The 20,880-nt window shown below is 62.3% G+C and carries 14 protein-coding genes; 3 read left to right on the top strand and 11 right to left on the bottom strand.

Going from position 1 to position 20,880, the window contains the following annotated elements; translation table 11 throughout:
* The first annotated feature begins 73 nt into the window (after positions 1-73).
* The 3 genes from pepN to NA8A_RS19995 all read left to right on the top strand — a co-directional run bounded on the left by pepN (position 74) and on the right by NA8A_RS19995 (position 6,130).
* Positions 74-2,719: an aminopeptidase N gene (gene pepN / locus NA8A_RS20005; RefSeq protein WP_009452207.1), complete on the top strand. Its 2,646-nt coding sequence runs from the start codon at positions 74-76 to the stop codon at positions 2,717-2,719.
* Between the two features lie 461 nt (positions 2,720-3,180).
* Positions 3,181-3,654 carry a hypothetical protein gene (locus NA8A_RS20000; protein ID WP_143087967.1) on the top strand — a complete coding sequence of 158 codons (474 nt, stop codon included), beginning with the start codon at positions 3,181-3,183 and terminating at the stop codon, positions 3,652-3,654.
* Between the two features lie 130 nt (positions 3,655-3,784).
* Positions 3,785-6,130 carry a PAS domain-containing sensor histidine kinase gene (locus tag NA8A_RS19995; protein WP_040673183.1) on the top strand — a complete coding sequence of 782 codons (2,346 nt, stop codon included), beginning with the start codon at positions 3,785-3,787 and terminating at the stop codon, positions 6,128-6,130.
* 154 nt (positions 6,131-6,284) lie between these two features.
* On the opposite strand, the gene NA8A_RS19990 is transcribed toward NA8A_RS19995, so the two are convergent.
* From NA8A_RS19990 to NA8A_RS19940, 11 genes are all read right to left on the bottom strand, one after another.
* Entirely contained in the window at positions 6,285-9,245 is a 2,961-nt protein-coding gene (locus tag NA8A_RS19990) for a bifunctional [glutamine synthetase] adenylyltransferase/[glutamine synthetase]-adenylyl-L-tyrosine phosphorylase (protein WP_009452204.1), read from the bottom strand.
* Positions 9,246-9,308: 63 nt separating this feature from the next.
* On the bottom strand, positions 9,309-10,736 hold the full coding sequence (locus NA8A_RS19985) for a sensor histidine kinase (RefSeq protein WP_009452203.1): 1,428 nt from the start codon (positions 10,734-10,736) through the stop codon (positions 9,309-9,311).
* On the bottom strand, positions 10,737-11,408 hold the full coding sequence (locus NA8A_RS19980; protein ID WP_009452202.1) for a response regulator transcription factor: 672 nt from the start codon (positions 11,406-11,408) through the stop codon (positions 10,737-10,739).
* A gap of 150 nt (positions 11,409-11,558) precedes the next feature.
* Entirely contained in the window at positions 11,559-13,103 is a 1,545-nt protein-coding gene (locus tag NA8A_RS19975; protein ID WP_009452201.1) for a DegQ family serine endoprotease, read from the bottom strand.
* A 130-nt stretch (positions 13,104-13,233) separates the two neighbouring features.
* A complete protein-coding gene (locus tag NA8A_RS19970) occupies positions 13,234-14,463 on the bottom strand; it encodes a bifunctional alpha/beta hydrolase/OsmC family protein (RefSeq protein ID WP_009452200.1) in 1,230 nt (409 codons plus the stop codon).
* A gap of 202 nt (positions 14,464-14,665) precedes the next feature.
* On the bottom strand, positions 14,666-15,139 hold the full coding sequence (locus tag NA8A_RS19965) for a cytochrome c-type biogenesis protein (protein WP_009452199.1): 474 nt from the start codon (positions 15,137-15,139) through the stop codon (positions 14,666-14,668).
* Positions 15,136-17,136 carry a heme lyase CcmF/NrfE family subunit gene (locus tag NA8A_RS19960; RefSeq protein WP_009452198.1) on the bottom strand — a complete coding sequence of 667 codons (2,001 nt, stop codon included), beginning with the start codon at positions 17,134-17,136 and terminating at the stop codon, positions 15,136-15,138. The genes NA8A_RS19965 and NA8A_RS19960 overlap by 4 nt, the downstream gene beginning before the upstream one ends.
* A 100-nt stretch (positions 17,137-17,236) precedes the next feature.
* Positions 17,237-17,671 carry a cytochrome c maturation protein CcmE gene (gene ccmE, locus NA8A_RS19955; RefSeq protein ID WP_009452197.1) on the bottom strand — a complete coding sequence of 145 codons (435 nt, stop codon included), beginning with the start codon at positions 17,669-17,671 and terminating at the stop codon, positions 17,237-17,239.
* Between the two features lie 7 nt (positions 17,672-17,678).
* On the bottom strand, positions 17,679-18,821 hold the full coding sequence (gene ccmI / locus NA8A_RS19950) for a c-type cytochrome biogenesis protein CcmI (protein ID WP_040673211.1): 1,143 nt from the start codon (positions 18,819-18,821) through the stop codon (positions 17,679-17,681).
* 133 nt (positions 18,822-18,954) lie between these two features.
* On the bottom strand, positions 18,955-19,389 hold the full coding sequence (locus NA8A_RS19945) for an RT0821/Lpp0805 family surface protein (protein ID WP_009452195.1): 435 nt from the start codon (positions 19,387-19,389) through the stop codon (positions 18,955-18,957).
* 73 nt (positions 19,390-19,462) lie between these two features.
* Positions 19,463-20,869: a sensor histidine kinase gene (locus tag NA8A_RS19940; RefSeq protein WP_009452194.1), complete on the bottom strand. Its 1,407-nt coding sequence runs from the start codon at positions 20,867-20,869 to the stop codon at positions 19,463-19,465.
* Between the last annotated feature and the right edge of the window lie 11 nt (positions 20,870-20,880).

The raw sequence follows: 20,880 nt of genomic DNA, 5'->3' as shown, positions 1-20,880 counted from the left end.
CGCCCAGGAAATTTGTTGGACCAGAAGGCCGGCAAAATTGTCGGCCAGCGAAAAAGGCCATAGAAAGAGTAGCATGCGTACGGATAGCGGCCAGATTTTTCGTCTCGAGGATTACCGGGAGAGCGACTATCTCATTCCCGAGGTGGAGCTCACCTTTCTGCTCGATCCGCAGGAGACGCTGGTCCGTGCGCGGCTTATTGTCGAGCGCCGGGAGAATGTGGCCGCGGTAACGGCGCTGGAGCTCGATGGCGACGGCCTGAACCTGTCGAGCCTCGCCATCGACGGAACGCCCGCGACGGGGACTGCCTTCGAAGCGACGCCCGATCGGCTGATCATCGCCCGCCCGCCTTCGGCAAAACGCTTTACGCTCGATATCGAAACCCGCCTGCAGCCGTCGCGCAACAAGGCGCTGATGGGCCTCTACGTTTCCAGCGACGTGTTCTGCACGCAATGCGAGGCGGAAGGGTTTCGCCGCATCACCTATTTCCTCGACAGGCCGGATATTCTGAGCGTCTACACCGTGCGCATCGAGGCGGACAAGAAGGCAGCGCCGCTGCTTCTTTCCAATGGCAATCCCGTCGAAAGCGGAAAACTCGATGGCGGGCGGCATTTTGCCGTTTGGCACGACCCGCATCCCAAGCCATCCTATCTCTTCGCGCTTGTTGCCGGCGACCTCGGTGTGGTGAGCGACAGCTTCACCACAGCCTCGGGCAGGAAGGTGGCGCTTGGCGTCTATGTGGAACACGGAAACGAAACGCGCGCGGCCTATGCGATGGACGCGCTCAAGCGCTCGATGCGCTGGGACGAGGAGCGCTTCGGGCGCGAATACGATCTGGACGTGTTCAACCTCGTCGCAGTCTCCGACTTCAATATGGGGGCCATGGAGAACAAGGGCCTCAACATCTTCAACGATAAATATGTGCTTGCCGATGCCGACACGGCGACCGATCTCGACTTCGCCAATATCGAGGCGATCATCGGACATGAGTATTTCCACAATTGGACTGGTAACAGAATCACTTGCAGGGATTGGTTCCAGCTATGCCTGAAGGAAGGCCTGACGGTCTTCCGTGACCATGAATTCTCCGCCGACCAGCGTTCGCGCCCGGTCAAGCGCATCGCGGAAGTGCGCGGCCTGCGCGCCCATCAGTTCCCCGAGGATCAGGGGCCGCTCGCCCATCCGGTGCGACCGCGGCGCTATCGCGAGATCAACAATTTCTATACGGCCACGGTCTATGAGAAGGGTTCGGAAGTGGTGCGCATGATCCGCACCATTCTGGGCGAGGATGCCTTCCGCGCCGGCATGGACCTCTATTTCGAGCGCCATGACGGACAGGCCGTCACCATCGAGGATTTCATCAAGGCCTTCGAGGATGCGTCGGACCGCGACCTGGCGCAATTTGCGCTCTGGTATCACCAGGCCGGGACGCCGCATGTGGCCATCAGCTCGCGCTACGATGCGGGCGAAAAGAGCTTCACCATCGAGATCGAGCAGTCCGTTCCGCCGACACCCTCCGAAAGCCGCAAGCGGCTGATGCATATCCCGCTCGCCTTCGGACTTGTGGGTGCGGATGGGCAGGACATGGCCTTCGACGCGGTCGAGGGCGCCGTGGTCGAAGACGGCGTGATCCATGTGCGCAAACGGCATCATTCGGTGCGCTTCACCGGCGTTCCCGCCAGACCGGTGCTGTCGATCAACCGTGGCTTTTCGGCTCCGATCACGCTGTCTGGCGAAACCAGCACCGACGACCGGCTGTTTCTGGCACGCCATGACAGCGACCCCTTCTCGCGCTGGCAATCGCTCAATACGCTTTTCACCGAGGCGCTGCTTTCGGCGACCCGGACGGTGCGCGGCGGGGACGAGCCACTGTTCGCCTCCGAGCTGGTGGGCGCTGCCGTCTCGCTTGCGGCCAACGACGCGCTTGAGCCCGCCTTCCGCGCCCTCGCCCTGACACTGCCGGGGGAGCCGGACGTGGCGCGCGAGATCGGCGCAAATATCGATCCCGATGCAATCCACACCGCCCGAATCGCCCTGCTGAAGGCCATTGCCCGAGAGGGCCGCGCGACATTCGACGCGCTCTATGCCGGTCTGCACGACAACGCACCGTTCATGCCCGATGCAGCGGGTGCGGGGCGGCGGGCGCTGCGCAATGTGCTGCTTGAATATCTCGCGCTGGCCGATGAAAATCCGGCTCCGGCCAAGCGCCAGTTCGACGCTGCCGACAACATGACGGACCGTGCCGCAGCGCTGACGGTGCTTGCCAATCACTTCGGCGAGACGCAGGAAGCGCGCGCGGCACTTTCCGCCTTCGAGGCGCGCTATGCCGACGACCCGCTGGTGCTCGACAAGTGGTTCCAGATTCAGGCGAGCGTCCCGGCACCCGAAACCGTGGCGCTGATGCGGAGCCTGATGGAGCATCCGCATTTTTCCATCACCAATCCAAACCGCGTGCGTGCCTTGATCGGTACCTTCGCCATGGGCAATCAGCGAGCCTTTCACAGCGCCGACGGCAGCGGGTACCGGCTTGTCGCCGACACGGTGCTGGCGCTTGAGGCGCACAATCCGCAGGTGGCCGCCCGGCTCGCCACCGCCTTCCGCTCCTGGCGCTCGCTGGAGACGGGGCGGCGGGATGAGGCCCGGCGCGTGCTTTCCGACATCGCGAAACACGAAAACCTGTCGCGCGACCTCGCCGATATCGTGGAACGCACTCTCGCCTGAACGCACGGTTTGAGGCCCGGATACCGCGCCTTGGAACGCGGGCGCGCACCCCTCACCTCCAGCTGGGGCCTTTTCCCGGCCATTGGAGGAGAAGGAATACGGTAGCGCGTGCGGCGATGCATTCGTTGAGGTGGCAATCAGCATGCTTCGGGTTGCGGCAAAATGGCGTGTCGCGGATGATGCGCCCTCAACCCATGGCCGGGGAGGCTATGGCGCATGTCCAGGGCTTCGGCCTAAAGGCCATGGCGGTCGTCTCTGGGCGGCTTACGAACTTCCCGGTCACCAGCCCGCCAACCCCGCGCCCCGCGAAACGCCCATCCCGTCACCGCCCGGAATATTTTCCTGAAACACGTTCTTTCAGGCTTTGCAGGGCAATGAGCAGGGCTTACAGTCGCACCAGAGCCGGCGATGCCGGTTTCGGGGCGTCGTAACCCCTCTCAGAGCGGCCGGTGTCGGCCGCAATGACACCTCCTCAGCCTATGGCCGGGGAGGCTGTGGCGCATGTCCAGGGCTTCGGCCTAAAGGCCATGGCGGTCGTCTCTGGGCGGCTTACGAACTCCCCGGTCACCAGACGCATGAAGCGCTGGTGGCCTTTTTCAGGCGACAAGCTCGGGGAGCCGACAATGGAAGACGCATCTTTCCTGCAGAACCTCATCGAAGCCTACAGCAACTCATCCGTGGGCGTGCAAATCCTGTGGGCCCTATCGCCCACCACCACACTGTTCCTGCTGATCATCGCCATGGGCGTGTGGACGCGAATGCGCGAACAGGAACCCGACATCGAGCGGGGCGAACTGATCTACAGCATCCACTGCCGGGCAGACAGCACGCTGCGCGTTGAAAGACATGGCCATTACAGGCCCCATGAACCCGCCCTGCTGATGGTCGCGCCGCCCATGCAAGGGTGGCAGGTACCGCTCTACGGGATGGATTAAAAGCGGTCCGTTAATGTCTTTTTTACCCGGCCCTCTGGACAAGGCGAATCACCTTTGATTCCTTATGGATGATTCGGCAGTTGGCGGTACCGAATCATCTGACTGAACAAGGAACGAGGGAGCCCGTCGCATGGCGAAGGCTGAGGGCTGGGTCTTGCCCGGAATTACGGGCCGCTCTGCCAGGTCACGGCATCGACGCAAGTCGCGCATGGGCCTGGCGGGCAACGCGAAGATCATTGCGGCACCCGCTTACGAACGCCTTCTGGCGATCGAGCCGCATTTGCGCCGTTCCATCCCCATTCTCATCATCATTTTCCTGCTCGTGGTGGCCGCCGCGCGCTTCGTTTCGCTTCTGAACTGGCGCGACGATATCGAGCGCGACGCCAAGACGATGCTGGCGCTTGCAGCCGAATCCATCGCCGTCACACTGTCGGTGGAAACATCGAGCGAGGAAGACGGTGCAGACCGGGCCCGCGCGCTGATCGAGGAAACCTCGCGCCGGGTCGGCTCCGCCGAACGGCGGGTGCTTGCCGTGACCGATGCCGGCTTCAACGTGATTGCCGCCTCCTCCAACGGACAGGACATGGTGGGCCGGTCGCTGGAAGCCGTTCTTTCGGGCGGGCAGCCGCTGTTCCTGTTCGGCGCACGCGCCGGCGTCATGGATGTGGAGGTGGCCGGCGAACCCTGGCTTGCCTTGATCGTTTTCATTCGCGGGCAGGACGGCGCGGTGGCGGCGCTGACCTCGCGCGATGCGCTTTTTGCCGAATGGCGGCGTTCGGTTTCGCTCAACGTGACGCTGTTCTCGCTGACGGCGGGGATCCTGATGGTGATCCTCTATGCCTATTTCAGCCAGGCAGCGCGGGCGCAGGCCGCTGACCGCATCTATCTCGAAGCCCATGAGCGCATCGACATGGCCATGGTGCGCGGACGCTGCGGCCTCTGGGACTGGGACATGGTGCGCGGCAAGATGTTCTGGTCGCGCTCCATGTTCGACATGCTGGGCTATGAGCCCACCGACGAAATGCTCTCCTTCGGCGAGGTTTCCGCCATCATCCATCCCGAGGATGGCGACCTTTTCGAGATCGCCAACCGGATCGTGGCGCGCGAGATCGACCAGGTGGACCGGGTGTTCCGGATGCGCCACGCGGAAGGGCATTGGGTATGGATGCGGGCGCGCGCGCAGGTGGTGGACCCGCAGGCGCCGGAACTCCACCTGATCGGCATCGCCGTGGACGTGACGGAGCAGCGCACGCTGGCCCAGCAGACCGAGGCCGCCGATCTTCGGTTGCGCACGGCCATCGAGAGCATTTCGGAGAGCTTCGTGCTGTGGGATTATTCGGAGCGGCTCATCATGTGCAACTCCAAATACCAGCAGGATATCGGCGTCGAGGCGAACCATGTGGTGCCGGGTGCGCGGCGGCGCGACATCGAGACGCTTGCGCCTTCCTTCCGCTCCGAAAGGCGCATCCTGACGGCGGCATCGGCCACCAGCAACAGCGCCACCTTCGAACGCCAGCTCTCCGACGGGCGCTGGCTGCAGGTGACCGAAATGAAGACGCGCGACGGCGGCACCGTTTCGGTCGGCACCGACATCACGCAGCTGAAGCAGCACCAGGGCAAGCTGGTGGATAGCGAGCGCCGGCTGATGGCGACGATCCACGACCTGAGCGTGGCGCGCCGCGCCGAGCAGGATCGTTCCGCCGAACTCAGCGAACTGAACCGCAAATACATGCGCGAGACGGAGCGCGCGGAGGCGGCCAACCGCGCGAAGTCGGAATTCCTCGCCAACATGTCGCATGAGCTGCGCACGCCGCTCAATGCCATCATCGGTTTCTCCGAGGTCATGCAATCGGGCATGTTCGGCCCGCTCGGCTCGGAGCGCTATGAGGAATATGTGCGCGACATCTGTTCCAGCGGTTCCTACCTGCTCGGGGTCATCAACGACATTCTCGACATGTCGAAGATCGAGGCCGGACAGTTTTCGGTGGAGCGCGAGGAGATCGACCTTTGCCCGCTGATCCGCGAGACGGTTCGCGTCGTGGTGTTGCAGGCGGCGGAGAAGAACATCGAAGTCAAATCGGATATTCCCGAAACCATGACAATGTTCGCGGATCGCCGCGCCATAAAACAGATCGTCATCAACCTGCTTTCCAATGCGGTGAAGTTCACCGGCGAGGGCGGGCACATCACGCTGCGGGCGCGCAAGGTGGGCTCGGCGATCACGCTGACCATCGAGGATTCAGGCTGCGGCATTCCGCGCGACGCGCTCAAGAAGCTCGGCCGCCCCTTTGAGCAGGTGCAGAACCAGTTCTCCAAGAACCACACGGGCTCGGGCCTCGGGCTTGCCATTTCGCGCTCGCTGGCCGAACTGCATGGCGGCGTGTTGAAAATCCGCTCCAACGAGGGTGTCGGCACGGTGGTGTCGGTGCGCATTCCGGTTCAGGAGCGCAAAAGGATTCACCCCGCCGCTGCGTGATGGCGGTGGCGGATGAAGGACGGGCGCCTTGCTGGATATGGCGGTGCCGAGGCGCGCCTCCTCTGCCCTGCCGGCACCTTTTCCCTGTTTTAACGGGGAGAAGGAATGCGGCGGCAACGCGTTTGGTAGGGAAGCATAAGGCGCCCGATTTCCGCTACTTCTTCCCCTGCCCCAACAGCGTCTCGAAATGGCGGCGCACGCGGCCAGCGGTTTCCTCGACATGGGCTTCAAGAACCTTCAGCTCCGGCAGATCCGTCTGACGCAACAGGAGATCGGCGAAACCGGGCGGTGCCTCATCGGGGTCGAAACCGCCCTCAAGACAGAGCCGGGTGATCTGCGTCAGCATGGTGTAGAGCCGATGTGCGTCGGCAAGTTCCCCGCGTGTCTGGGGCGGGCAAAAGGCATCCGACAACGTGTTGAGCACATCCACCGTGCCTGTGGGCCGTTCACCGGCGGCGCAACCTCCCGTCAGAACGGCAACCTGTGCAATGAACTCCAGGTCGATCAGGCCACCCGGCAGAAGCTTCAGGTCCCAAAGGTCCCGGGCAGGCTTTTCCTCCTCCAGGAGCGCGCGCATCTCGGCTGCATCGGTAAATATCTTCGCGCGGTCGCGCGGCAGAGCAATGATTTCCTCCACCTCCGCCTCGGCGCGGACCCGCAAGCCCTCGTCGCCCGCCACCGCGCGGGCGCGGGTGAGCGCCATGTGCTCCCAGGTCCAGGCCTCATTGCGCTGATAACGCGAGAAGGCACCGATCTCGGTGGCCACCGGACCCTTGTTGCCGGAAGGACGCAGGCGCAGATCGAGCTCGTAAAGCACGCCCTCCGCAGTGGGTGCCGAAACCGCCGCGATCAGCCGTTGCGTCAACCGCGCATAATATTCGGAAGGGGCAAGCTGCTTCTCGCCATCGGAGAAATCGGCTTCGGGCGCATGGTCATAAAGCAGGATCAGATCGATGTCGGAGCCCGCCGTCAATTCGCGGCTGCCAAGCTTGCCCATGCCGAGAATGGCGACACGCCCCTGCTCGATACGCCCGTGGCGGAGGGTAAAATTGGCAATGACCGCATCGAGCGCCGATCCGACCGTCAGATCGGCCAGATCGGAAAAGGCCCGGCCCGCCCGCGCCGCATCGATCGCACCCGTCAGAAGGCGTATGCCGATCAGGAATTTCTGCTCGGCGGCGAAGATGCGCAGCCGGTCGAGGATTTCCTCATAGATCTGCGCACCGGCAAGGAAGGAGTCCAGTCTTTCGGCGAGATAATCCCGGTCAGGCAGTTCCGACAGAAGCGCGGGGTCGAGAAGCCCGTCGAAGACATGCGGCCGGCGGGTGATGATGGCCGCCAGACGCGGCGCAGCACCCATGATGCGCACCAGAAGGTCGAGCAGCGCCGGGTTCGACTGGAGCAGCGAAAAGAGCTGGATGCCCGCCGGGAGACCGGCCAAAAAGGCGTCGAAGCGCAAAAGAGCCTCATCGGCGCGGCGCGTGGCGCCAAAGGCTTCCAGAAGCGCGGGCGTCAGCTCCGTCAGGCGCTCGCGCGCCTCTGCCGACTGGGTGGCCTTGTAGCGGCCATAGTGCCAGCCGCGAATGACGCGGCACATGTCACTCGGACGCTCGAAGCCAAGTTCCGACAAAGTCTGTAGCGTACCGGGATCGTCCACATCACCGGTGAAGACGAGATTTCCGATGCCGCGGGAAAGCTGAGGTGCGGTCTCGAACAGGGCGGCATAGTGCTTTTCGACCAGCCGCAGGGTCTCGCGGAACGCCACCGAAAAGGCCTCGGCATTCTCGAAGCCCAGAAGATGCGCAACCTGTTCGATTTCCTCGTCTTCCTCCGGCAGGGTGTGGGTCTGCTCGTCGGCGATCATCTGGAGCGCATGCTCGACATCGCGCAGGAACCAGTATTGCCGGGTCAGCGCCTCGCGCACCTCCTCGCCGATCCAGCCATGGGCGGCGAGCTGGCCGAGCATGGCGACCGTCTGGCGACCGCGCAACTCCGGAAAGCGCCCGCCGGCAATGAGCTGCTGGGTCTGGACGAAGAACTCGATCTCGCGAATTCCGCCGCGCCCGAGCTTGACGTTGTGTCCCTTGACGGCGATCTCGCCATGGCCCTTGTGCGCATGAATCTGGCGCTTGATGGAATGCACGTCGGCAATCGCCGCATAGTCCAGATATTTCCGCCACACATAGGGTTGCAGCTCTTTCAGGAAGGCAGTGCCGGCGGAGATGTCCCCCGCCACCGGGCGGGCCTTGATCATGGCCGCGCGTTCCCAGTTCTGGCCCCGGCTTTCATAATAATGCAGCGCCGCGTTCACAGGGATGGCGAGCGGCGTCGATCCCGGATCAGGGCGCAGCCGCAGGTCGGTGCGGAAGACATAGCCGTTCTCGGTGCGCTCCTGCAAAATTCGGATCAGGCGCCGCGTCAGGCGCACGAAAAGATCAACCGCCTCGTAGGGCTCGGTGATGGCTGGCGCCTCCGTATCGACAAGAACGATCAGATCGATGTCGGAGGAGAAATTCAGTTCATTGGCGCCGAGCTTGCCCATGCCGAGGACGATCCAGCCGCTGCCGGAGGCGGGTTTTTCGGGGTCGGGCAGATGGAGCTTGCCGGCCCGATGCGCATCGAGCAGCAGATAGTCGACCGCAGCGCGCACGCAGGAATCGGCAAGCGTGCTCAAGCGCCGCGTCGTCTTTTCGGCGTCGGCCTCGTCCGCCAGGCGGCAAAGCGCGATCAGGGCATGGGCTTCGGTCTTGTGGGCGCGCAACGCCTTCATGATGCCGCTTTCGCTTTGCCCCTCGGCAAAAGCGGAACGCTCGATTTCGTGGATCAGGGTTTCAAGGCGCGCATCGGCCACCTCATCGAACAGGGCTTCCAGCGCATGCGGATTTCGACGTGCGCAATCGCGCAGGAAGGGCGAGAGTTCGAACACGGCCTCCAGAAAGCGTTTGAGCGGTGCCTCGCCGGCAAGGAGTTTCGACAGTCTCTTGCAGCCGGCTTCCGCAGCCGCATCCGACACGATTTCCAACGCGTCCCGCGCAGCATCGGCATCCACGGGCTTCAACGCCGCTACGGGCTTGCCGAACCATGCACTTCCATCGTCCACTGCACTGCGAGCCATTTGCCCTCCCTTTCGCTCCGCCCACGCTGATCGCCCTGAAAGCCGGATCGCGGAGGGGAGACGTCAGGATTTCCGGGATGCTGGGCTCGCCGGGAAGACCATCGCCACCGCCAGACCCGGATTGTTGTCGGCGAATTCGAGGCGGCCACCATGAAATGTCATGACCGCCTTTGCAAGACTGAGACCGAGGCCGGAACCGGGTTGCGTGCGGCTTTCCTCAAGACGCACGAAACGCTCTGTGACGCGGTCGCGGTCAGCCTCGGGAACGCCGGGGCCATTGTCGCGCACCGTCAGACGGATTTCATCGCCGCTTCTTTCCAGAACCAGCTCGACGCGCGGCGCATCGCCCGAGCCGGAGGAATATTTGATGGCATTGTCGACGATGTTGGAAAGGGCCTGGCCGACCAGTTCCCGGTTGCCCTGGAATTCCACCGCGCCTTCGGGCTTGCTCGCAGTCAGCGTCACGCCCTCTTCCTCGGCGAGGGGTTCATAGAGCTCCTCGACATCATCCACGATGGCACGCAAATCAACCGCTGTTGTAAGCTCGGCCGAATAGCCGGCCTCAAGACGCGAGATCATCAGGATGGCGTTGAAGGTGCGGATGAGCTGGTCGGATTCGGCGATGGTCCGCTCGAGAGCCTCGCGATAGTCATCGGTCTTCGGCTTGCCGGCAAGGGCCGCCTCCGCGCGGTTGCGCAGGCGGGTCAGCGGTGTCTTCAAATCATGCGCAATGTTGTCGGAGACCTGGCGCAGACCTTCGTTGAGCGCCGCTATGCGGTCGAGCATCTTGTTCAGATTGTCCGACAGACGGTCGAACTCATCGCCGGCGCTGGATATCGGCAAACGCCCCGTCAGATCGCCGGCCATGATGCGCCGGCTGGCGGCAGACACCCGGTCGATGCGCTTCAGGGCGCGGCGGCCAACAAAATACCAGATCAGGAAAGCGCCCAGGCTCATGATGGCAAGGGTCACCACCAGCGCGCGCTGCATCACCCGCCGAAATTTCTCCGGCTCACCGAGATCGCGACCGACCAGGACGATGAACTGGCTCGGCAGGCGGAAGACAACGGCCATCGCCTCGTGCTTTTCCTCGACACGTCCGTTCAGTCGCTGTTCGCTTTCGCCATAGCGCGTGTAGGTGAAGGGTCGTTCCGTCCAGCCCGTAATGTCCAGAATGCCCGGCTGGAGGCTTTCCACATTGCCCGAGAGGATGCGGCCATTGATATCGGCCAGCATATAGAGATTGGCGCCCGGCTGACGGGCGCGCGCCTCCATCACGCGGACGAGAACGGGAAGCCCACCGCGCTGATAGGCCCTGTCGAGCCCCCTCACCTCCTCATTGATGGCGTCGCGCGTCTGCGAAACCAGCATGTTGGCAGAAAGCGACGTCATGTAGATGACGAGAAAGGTGGCGCAGACGGCAAAGAGAAGCAGATAGAGCGCGGAAAGACGCGCGGCCGTCGTGTTGAGGATCGCAAGGAGCCTGGCCATTCAGTCCTTCAGCATATAGCCGGCGCCGCGCACCGTGTGCAGCAGGGGCTTGTCGAAGCCCTTCTCGATCTTGCCGCGCAGCCGCGAGATATGAACGTCGATGACATTTGTCTGCGGATCGAAATGATAATCCCACACATTCTCCAGAAGCATGGTGCGCGTGACGACCTGACCGGCATGGCGCATCATGTATTCGAGAAGCCTGAACTCGCGCGGTTGCAGCACGATTTCCCGACCGGCGCGGCGCACCGTGTGGGAAAGCCGGTCGAGTTCGAGATCGGCGACGCGATAGACCGTCTCGACCTCTTTCGCACCCGACCGGCGCTCCAGCACCTCGACACGGGCAAGAAGCTCGGAAAACGCATAGGGCTTGGTGAGGTAATCGTCGCCGCCGGCGCGCAGACCAGTGACCCGGTCGTCCACCTCGCCGAGGGCCGAAAGGATCAGGGCCGGTGTCTTGTTTCCGCCCTCGCGTAGTTCGGTAATGATGGACAAGCCGTCGCGGCGCGGCAGCATGCGGTCAACAATGTAGACATCATAGCTGCCGCTATCGGCCAAGGCGAAGCCGCTATCGCCATCGCGGGCAATATCGGCTGTGTGACCGGCCTCGGCAAAGGCGTTCTTCAGATAGTCCGCCGCCTCCCGGTCGTCTTCTATGACGAGAATCTTCATTCCGCCCTTATACCCCGGAATTGAGTGAACACCGGCCCGAAAACCGGAGCAGGCAAATGGAAACGCGAAGCGTTTGGCGACTTGCCTTTTGCCGGCAGGAACCCTTCCCCCACAACAGGCGTGCGGGGGAAGAGGCTTTTCGACGAAGGATCAACCCTCGTTGGTGGGCAGAGCCACGAAACGGCTCGCGTCCTCACGCTCGATTTGAACCAACACGGCCTTGCGCCCGGCCTTCGTCGCCGCGTCGACCGCTTCCTCGATATCCTTGCCGGACTTCACCTCACGGGAGTTGACCGTGAGGATGATGTCGCCGGCGCGAATGCCACGATCCTCGGCGGCGCTGCCCGGTTCCACATCGGTCACGACGAGACCGCGACCATCCTCGGAAGGCGTTACCGTGAGACCGAACTGGGCATCCGTCGGGCTGGCGTTCGGGCCACTATTGTCAGCCGAAGCCATCTTGTCGGCAGCCGGCATCTCGGACAGCTTGACCTTGATGTCCTGGGTCTTGCCGTCGCGCCATACGGTCACGGCGACTTCATTTCCAGGAGCAAAGCCGGCAACCGTGCGGGCGAGGTCGCGCGGCGAAGCGACCGTCTGGCCTTCAACCGCGACAATAATGTCGCCGGACTTGATGCCGGCCTTGGCCGCAGGCTGGCCATCCTGCGCATCGGCGACCAGCGCTCCCTTTTCCTCGTCCAGGCCGACGGATTCGGCAATATCCTTGGATACGGGTTGAATCTGAACGCCAAGCCAGCCGCGCTGGACAGAACCACTCTGGATCAGCTCGTTCACCACCTGCTTTGCAGTACTTGCCGGAATGGCGAAGGCGATGCCCACATTGCCGCCCGAAGGCGAGAATATCGCCGTATTGATGCCCACGACCTCACCGGTAAGATTGAAAGCCGGGCCGCCCGAATTGCCTCGGTTCACGGCCGCATCGATCTGGATGAAATCGTCATAGGGACCCGCGCCGATGTCACGGCCACGCGCAGACACGATACCGGCTGTGACCGTGCCACCGAGACCAAAGGGGTTGCCCACAGCAACCACCCAGTCGCCGACACGAACCTTGGCATCGTCAGCGAAGGCGACATAGGTGAAGTCGCGCTTCTCGTCGACTTTCAGAACAGCGAGATCGGTGCGTGGATCGGTTCCAATCAGCTTGGCGTCATACTCGGTGCCGTCGTCCATGACGACGGTGTATTCGCTGCCGCCCTGCACGACGTGATTGTTGGTAACCAGATAACCGTCGTTGGAGATGAAGAAGCCGGACCCCTGAGACACCGGGCGAACGCGATGGCGCGGCTGGGCGCGGCGGTCCGAACGCGGTCCCTGATCGCCGCGGAATTCACGGAAAAAGCGCTTCAGCGGATGACCGTCCGGCAGATCCTGGAAGCCGGGCATATCGAACATGGAGCCACCGCTGTTGTCGGAAGCAGTTTCCACATCCGCCTTTACCCGCACGCTGACGACGGCGGGGGAAACCTTCTCGACGATGTCGGCAAAGCTCGGTGCCTGGACCGGCTGGTCCATGCGGACGGCTTCAGCCAGAACCGGTGCCGTCCCGCTGGTCACGATACCGAGGCCAACAGCGCCTGCAATGGCGACAGAGGCGATCGTCGCCATCAGGCGACGGCGTCCCGTGCCGATGGTGCCGCGCTCCCGGTCTGAGCTTTTAGGATCCTGATGCATTGTGATCTATCCTCTTGAAAATTCTCGTTTTGCAACGCGCGGCCTGCGCGTTTCGCCTGAAGAGATAGTCCTCGCTACATTACAAGGCCATTTCCTGGCGATGAACTTTTCGTAATCTTCTGTCTCGATTTCATTGTTCTGCGATGCGGGTCTGGACCTGCGAACTGCGCTCCAGCGTCCTGTGGACCGGGCATTTTCCTGCAATTTCAAGGAGCTTATCGCGGATTTCGTCCGATATCTCACCCTCCACGGAAATGACACGGCTGAACCGGTCGATCCGCCCCTTGCCCTTCAGCTCATCGGAGCAGTCGATGCAATCCTCCATGTGCACCTTGGCATGGGAAACATCGACACTGATGCGACCAAGGGCCAGCCCCTTGCGATCCGCATACATGCGAAGCGTCATGGCCGTGCAGGCACCGAGCGCGATGGACAGGAAATCGTAAGGAGAAGGTCCGGTGTCGAGACCGCCCACGCTTCCAGGCTCGTCGGCGAACAGCCTGTGCCGGCCGGCCTGAACCGCATTCTGGAAGCGGCCCTCTCCCGTTTCCATGACACGAACGTGCTCCATGGCTTCGCTGCCTTGCGGCTCGTCCGGCACGATGTAGCGCGACAGCCAGCCCGCGATCACACTGGCGGCGAAAGCCGTGTCCGCCGGGTCGGTCAGGAGATGATCGCTTTTGTCCAGCGAGACGAAACTCTTGGGATGTCTGGCTGCAAGAAAGATTTTCGTGGCGTTGTCGATGCCGACCACTTCATCGAGCGGTGCATGCATGATGAGCAGCGGCTTGCGCATCACCTTCACTGCATCGAGCAGGCTGTGCTCCTGCACGTCCTCGACGAACTGCCTGTCGATACGAAAGCTGCGCCCGGCAAGCGTTACGTCGGCTGAACCGTCGCGGCTGATGGCGTCAAGCGAGCCGCCCAGCTTTCCCAGAACATGGGCTGCATCGGCCGGTGCACCAATGGTGACGACGGCTCTGACCTCGACCAGAGTGCCGGCAAGCGCCAACACCGCAGCCCCGCCCAGCGAGTGCCCGATCAGGACGGAAGGGGCTTCGTAGTGCGCACGCAGAAACTCCACCGCGCACAATAGATCAGCGAGATTGGTGGAGAAGTTCGTCGAAGCAAACTCGCCTTCGCTCGCGCCAAGCCCCGTGAAATCGAAGCGCAGAACGGCAACACCCTCCCGCGCAAGGTCGGCGCCGATACGGCGCGCTGCCTCAATGTCCTTGCTGCAGGTGAAACAGTGGGCAAACAGCGCATAGGCGCGCACCGGCCCATTGGGGAGATCAAGGCGTGCGGCCAACCTCGCACCGGAATGACCGTCGAATTCCAGCTTTTCGGTGATGGTCGTCATATCGCCCTCCCAGAGCGGTTCATCGTTTCACGCAAACGCCGTCCCGCTCCAGTTTTCCTGCGCTTATGTGGACATCAGGTGATTCCGCCCGACTGCAAAATGCTTCAGGTTGAGGAAGCGGACGCTACAGCATTTGCCGGGTGGCTGAAAACAGGGCGCGTTTTGGAAATCGGAACATCGAGGCGAGCCCCCAATGCCGATATCAGTCACCATCCCTGAGTATGGTCTTGAGACGGGCTTCTTCCTCGCCGCTGAGCGCGGCCGGCCCCCGACCGGGCCGCCGACGCGAGGCCACAAGAAGAACCATACCACCGATAAGGAGAAGCACCACGGGCGCGCCCCATAAGAGCGCATTGCGGATGCTGAAGCGTGGCTTCAGGAGCACAAACTCGCCGTAGCGGGCAACCACATAGTCAAGCACCTGCTCATCGCTGTCGCCCGCCTTTAGCCGGTCGCGCACCAGAACACGCAGGTCGCGAGCAAGCTCCGCGTCAGAATCATCGATAGATTGGTTCTGGCAGACCATGCAGCGCAATTCGGCTGAAAGCGAACGCGCCCGCTCCTCCAGCTTCGGATCCTGCAACACTTCGTCAGGTTGCACTGCCGCTGCCGGGGGAGGCAACAGGCAGACTGCCAGCAATGCCATCGCCGCGAATTTTCTGGCAAAGATGTTCATCCCCGCGCTCCCTCGCCGGCCACCTTTGCCTTGCCCGGCTTTGCGCGCGGCATGGGAGCGCCCACCCTCAGACGGCGGTCGAGCAACGAAACTGCCCCGCCTGCCATCATCACCAGCGCACCGAGCCAGATGAGTGTGACGAAAGGCTTCCACCAGACACGCACGACCAGAGCGCCATTGGGCGTCCGGTCGCCGAGCGAGACATAAAGCTGGCTGAGGCCGAGCGTCCGGATACCGGCTTCCGTGGTTGGCATCTGGCGCGCCTGATAGAGCCGCTTTGCCGATACGACCGCGCCAAGCGGCTTGCCGGTAACCCGGTTCAGCACGAAATGCGCCTGGTCTTCGGTGTAATTCGGACCCGTAAAGGGACGCAGGCTTTCAAAACGCAAAACGAAACCGTGAATTTCCACCGTCTCGCCCGGTTGAAGCGCCACGATGCGCTCTTCCTGCTGGGTGGAAACAGCCGCGATGCCGATCATGGTCAGGCCGAGGCCGGCGTGGGCAAGCGCGGTACCGAAAACGGAACGCGGCAGACCTATGAGCCGGCGCCAGGCCACCGCACCGGTGGCCTTTCCGAAGCCGGATTTCAGGACGATGTCGGTGGCAGCCCCAAGCACCAGCCAGGCGCCCAGACCGATACCCGCAGCGCCCAGAACCGAGGAGGGATCGATCACCACATAAGCAAGCATGGCCACAAGAAGGGCCGCACCAAAGGCGAAGAACAGGCGTTGCGAGGCTGCCCAGAGGTCGCCTCGCTTCCATGCAAGCAGCGGCCCGAATGGCACGATAGCAAGCAAAGGCAGCATGAGCGGCCCGAACGTCAGGTTGAAGAAGGGCGGGCCAACGGAAATCTTCTCACCCAGAAGCGCTTCGATCAAAAGCGGATAGAGCGTCCCGATCAACACCGTGGCCGTGGCCGTGGTCAAAATCAGATTGTTGAGAACCAAAGCCCCTTCGCGGGAAATAGGCTGAAAAAGCCCGCCCGCCGTCAACGATCCGGCTCGCCATGCAAACAACGCCAGCGAACCGCCGATAAACAGCATCAATATGCCAAGGATGAACACGCCTCGCGCTGGATCGGTCGCAAAGGCATGGACAGACGTCAGAACGCCGGAGCGCACGAGGAACGTACCGAGAAGCGACAGGGAAAAGGTCAGGATCGCGAGCAGAACGGTCCATATCTTAAGTGCGGAGCGCTTTTCCATCACCAGAGCGGAATGCAGAAGCGCCGTCCCGCCAAGCCAGGGAAGCAAGGAGGCATTCTCGACCGGATCCCAGAACCAGAATCCGCCCCAGCCAAGCTCGTAATATGCCCAATAGGATCCCATCGCGATCCCGCCGGTCAGGAACATCCAGGCGGCCAGTGTCCAGGGGCGTACCCAGCGCGCCCAGGCGGCATCGATCCGCCCCTCGATCAAGGCGGCAATGGCGAAGGAGAAGGAAACCGAAAATCCGACATAGCCAAGATATAGAAGCGGCGGATGAACGGCCAGGCCGACATCCTGGAGGATCGGGTTCAGGTCCCTGCCCTGCATGGGAGCAGGATCAAGGCGGGTGAACGGATTGGACGTCATCAGGATGAAGAGCAGGAAAGCACTTCCAATCGCGCCCTGCACACCAAGCACATTGGCGCGCAGAGTGAGCGGCAAATTCCGGCCGAAGAGTGCCACCAGGGCACCGAAAAAAGCGAGGATCAACACCCAGAGGAGCATTGAGCCTTCATGATTTCCCCATGTGCCGGTGATCTTGTAGAGGAGCGGTTTGGCGGAGTGGGAATTCTCCCACACATTCAGTACCGAGAAATCGGACAGGACATAGGCGCTCAGAAGCGCTGCAAACGACAACGAGATCAAAGCGAACCCGGCCATCGCCGTCGGTTCTCCAACCCGCATCAACGTCTCGTTTTTCAGCTGCCCGCCGATGATCGGCACGCACATCTGCACGAGCGCCAGCGCGAATGCCAGAACGAGTGCAAAATGACCGAGTTCGATGCTCATCTTCGACTGCGCTCCTCGCCGGTAGCACGAACCGGGAGCAATCCCGGTTCGTCTCCTTCACCCTGCCTCATACGGCGAGACCAAACGCCGCTAGAGGTGTTCAATTTTCCTGCCAGACGCCTTTTTCCTTCAGGCTGTCGGCCACTTCACGGGGCATGTAGTTCTCGTCGTGCTTGGCAAGCACCGAATCTGCGACGAACACATGGGCGCCATCGAAAGCGCCTTCCGTCACAACGCCCTGCCCCTCTCGAAACAGGTCCGGCAGAATGCCCGCATATTTCACGGTCACCGATTGCTCGCCATCGGTGACGGCAAATCGCACATGGGTATCGTCGCTGCGCTGGATCGATCCTTCCTCGACCAGCCCGCCAAGACGAATGCGCTGTCCTTCAGCAACAGGGCGGGCCTCCAGGTCAGCCGGCATGTAGAAATAGGAGGTTTGCTGCCTGAGCGCATAAAGCGTCAGTCCGGTCGCTATCGCCAGGAAACCGATGGCGCCTGCAATGATCGTCAGTCGTTTTTGCTTTCGGGTCACACCACACCTATTCGCCAGGAAGACCGAGATCGCGCGCCAGGGCAGCCAGCGCCCTGCCTGCTTCGGTATCCGCGCCGAGCGCTGCCACGCCACGGTCAAGCGCTTCGCGCGCTTCATCGGGCTTCTTCAATACCATGTAAGACTGGACAAGCCGACGCCAGCCCTCCGGATCATCCGGATTATCGCGCAATTTCTCATCGAGACGCGATACCATTCCCTCGATCATGGCCTGCCGGTCCCCGCCCGACAACTGCGAGGCGGCCGCCACATCTTCCTGTGTCGGCCCCGGAGCACTGGATGCGCCACCAGATGCGCCACGGGCATTGCCATCGGCGCTTGCCAGCGCCTGAGCCGCGGCCTCGCGCCAGGGCGAGCCTTCCGGCTGCGCCTCCTGCAAGGCCTGCCAGCCCTGACGGGCTTCATCCATCTTGCCTTCCTGAGCGCGCCCCAGAGCCAGAAAGAAACGGGCCTTGGGATTGGCCGGGTCGGCTTTCAATGCGGCTTCAAACGCAGCTTCCGCATCGGCGGTCACGATCCCCTGGGAGGCAGCCGCAATCGCCTCGCCGAGAGCAGCCTGCACTTCAGGTGCATCACCCGACAGGCGCAGAATGGCACGCAGCGCCGTTTGTGCATCGGCGAAACGGCCAAGACGCATATAGACCGGCGCCAGAACCTGCCAGCCGCGCACATCCTGCGGATTGTCCGCCAGATGCGCCTCGGCACGCGCAACGAGCTCTTCAATAGAAGCGTTGGAAGGATCCTGTTCAAGCCGAGCCTGCAGAGGCTGAGCAGGCATTCCAGGCGAACCGGTTACCGCATAAAGCCCCCAGCTGATGAGCGGCACGGCAAGAATCGCTGCCGCAGCAGTAAAGCGCGCCGCCTGGCCGCCAGCATCGCTCTTTGCCGTATCCTGCGACGCGTCTGTCGCCTTCAGGATACGCCGGCCTATTTCAGCACGGGCCTGCTCGGCTTCATCCTTGCCAATAAGGCCGCGCTCGACATCGCGGCTCAATTCGTCGAGCTGGTCGCGGTAAACTTCGATGTCGTGGGACTTTTCGTCCGTCGAGGTTGCTTTACGCGAAGCAAAAGGCCTCATCACCGCAAGAGCGGCGGCAAGCGTCAGCAGTGCGGCAAGAATCCAGAACAACATGAGCTCTAAATAGCCATCGCCAGCGTGGCTGCCAACACGGTGAACCTGCGGCCATTTGGCTTTCGCACAGGCGGGCCGCAGCGCCCGCACCCGCAAAGCGGCACTGAAAGCCGCCTTCCCGCGATCACGGACCTCAGCTCAGCAGCGTCCAGCTGCCGTTTTCATTGCGGCAGGCCGTACCACGCGCTTCCTGGCTGGCTCCACCCATTTCAAGCGTGTGGATATACTGGCGACAATCCTGCGACCCAACCCGATAGGGTTGCGCCGCACGGACCGAGCCGCTGCGACCGCTGCTCGCATCCTTCCAGGTCACATCCTGGCCGGCGGGGGTATTCTCCAGGGCCTTATATTCCGCCTCGAGGCCAAGTCGCCTCTGCTGGCGGGTCAGGGATGATCCCAGATTGCCGCCGATAAGGCCCCCACCCTCAATGCCGGCGAAGGTCTCCGAACGTGGCGCGGCTGTGGCTGCGAACTGGCTCGGCTGCAACTCGCCTTGCGAGAGACTGCCACTGACACAACCAGACAACGCAAGCGCGGACGCGACAACGGCGATGAGCGCGGATTTCATAGGATTTGCTTATCCCCTGAGACAGATCGCAAGTAGAGGGTCATAACAACCCGGTTTGGCCGAATTTGGGCGGTTACGCCTCCACGCGCGGTAATTCCACCACGGCCTTAAGCCCGCCAAGGGAGGACCGCTCAAGAAAGAACGCACCTCCATATTCTTCCACGAGATCCGTGACAATCGCAAGCCCGAGCCCGGTGCCCGGTTTTGTCTCGTCGAGCCTGCGACCACGCTTCACCGCTTCGCGTGCCTGTTCCTCGGGAATACCGGGCCCATCATCCTCGATAATGATGCGAAACATGCGGGGCCCCTTGCTCGCAGAAGGAAGTTCTGTGTGCAGGACCACTCTCGTCCGTGCCCATTTCATTGCGTTTTCAAGCAGATTTCCGTTGATCTCTTCAAGATCTTCACGCTCGCCAGCGAAAATCAGGTCCACGCCAGGCAGCCTCGCATCGAATTCTATGGCGGGATTGAGTTTTGTCATAACGCGCACCATGCGCTCCAGAGCCGCACGCACAGGGGTGCGGAAGATCAGCGTATCGCGCTGCGCGGCCGCACGTGCGCGCTGGAGATAGTGATCGAGCTGCTGCTGCAACGCGAGCGCCTGCGCTGTAATCAGAGCTCCGCGCTCACCGCCGACTGCGCGTCCTTCGTTCATCACGACTGCCAGCGGCGTCTTCAACGAATGAGCGAGGTTGCCCACCTGCTTGCGGGACCGCTCGATGATACGCCTGTTGTTGTCGATCAACGCATTGGTTTCATCGGCAAGGGCGGCGATTTCTCGTGGAAAGGAACCTTCCAGACGCCGCGCCGTGCCTGCGCGTATATCGGCCAGAGCCTGTTGAACCCGGTTCAATGGCCGCAGGCCATAGAGAATGGCAAAAACATTGATAGCGATCATGCCCGCGCCGAACATGGCGAGATAGCCATAGACCTGTCGGATGAACTGGCCGATTTCATCTTCGAGTTCGCTGCGATTGCCCATGACCCGGAACCGCGCCACCTGCCCCTGATCCCCAACAACGAGTTCAGCCTCGAAAACCTCGATCTGATGCCCCCCCGGACCGACGGCAATGTAGTTCCTTTGAAAAAAATCGTTGAAGGGGACCTCGCGCGTGCTCGGTGCAGGAACATTGCCTGTCAGCGAAGCAGAACGAAGAGCTGGCCCAAGGTCGTTGGTCACCGGCTCGACCGACCAGTACCAGCCCGAATTCGGTTGCAGATATCGCAGATCGTCGAGGTTTGGATTCCCCTGCAAGCGGCGATTGTCCGATGCGCCAACCGATCCGATGACGTTGTTCAGATGGGCAAGAAGGACACTGTCGAAACCGCGTTGGGAGACCTGCCGGAAAAGGGCCGAGATGATCGTGGCGATAACCACCAGCGCGATGATCGCCCAGAACGACGAAAACGCGATCACACGGACGGCAAGCGAGCGTGTCAGAAACGACCACAAGAACGAGGCGGTACCTGAGCGCAGCATGCCGGCCAGCG

Origin of the sequence: Nitratireductor indicus C115 (genome assembly GCF_000300515.1) — a bacterium.
Classification (GTDB): Bacteria; Pseudomonadota; Alphaproteobacteria; order Rhizobiales; family Rhizobiaceae; genus Nitratireductor; species Nitratireductor indicus.
The sequence above is the reverse complement of the archived record's forward strand: the minus strand, read 5'-3'. Positions and strand labels throughout refer to the sequence as shown.